This is a genomic window from Corynebacterium sp. MSK071, from assembly GCF_030232125.1.
GTDB lineage: Bacteria > Actinomycetota > Actinomycetes > Mycobacteriales > Mycobacteriaceae > Corynebacterium > Corynebacterium kefirresidentii.
Genome location: NZ_JASPJA010000048.1, coordinates 1 through 518, shown reverse-complemented (window position 1 = coordinate 518; position 518 = coordinate 1). Strand labels below are relative to the sequence as shown.

The 518-nt window shown below is 56.9% G+C and carries 1 protein-coding gene; it reads right to left on the bottom strand.

Features of this window, described 5'->3' with window-relative positions:
* On the bottom strand, window positions 1-518 hold a 518-nt coding region (locus QP990_RS12145; protein WP_284799423.1), incomplete at both ends, for a hypothetical protein.

Sequence of the window (518 nt, the reverse complement as noted above, 5' to 3'; positions counted from 1 at the left end):
GCAATACTACTGAGGGCGAACTTTGGCCACTTCTTAAGACGTTGCCCAACCCACGTGAGAACAACAAGTGCAGCGATGACAAAACGATGATTCACGCCCAGCACAATTGCAACAGGGGTAAGCAAGCGAGCAGCAATGATAGGAAGCTTCCAGCCCATCCAGCGCGCTGCCGCAATAACGCTCGAGGCGAGAACGCCTACCATCAGCGGAAGGATAGGACGGAGTACACGACCAACGATTCCCCGCGTACGAGCGACGACATGCGCTAGCGCGACCCCCAACGTAGTGACAGTATCGATGCCAAATGCATCCAAGAAAGTCCAGGGAAGGACAAAAGGAGTCAGTAGGCGGCGAAGTGCACGTTGAGGCTTGGCCACTATATAGCCCACGAGCATGATTGCCAACTGTGCGATGCCCAAATTTCCTGCGCCGCCGGCGACAAGCCAAATGGTATTCGTTGCCGGATTAGCTGGTCCACCAGCCGCAGCCCACGCAGCCCACGCCGCTGCTGACACCCC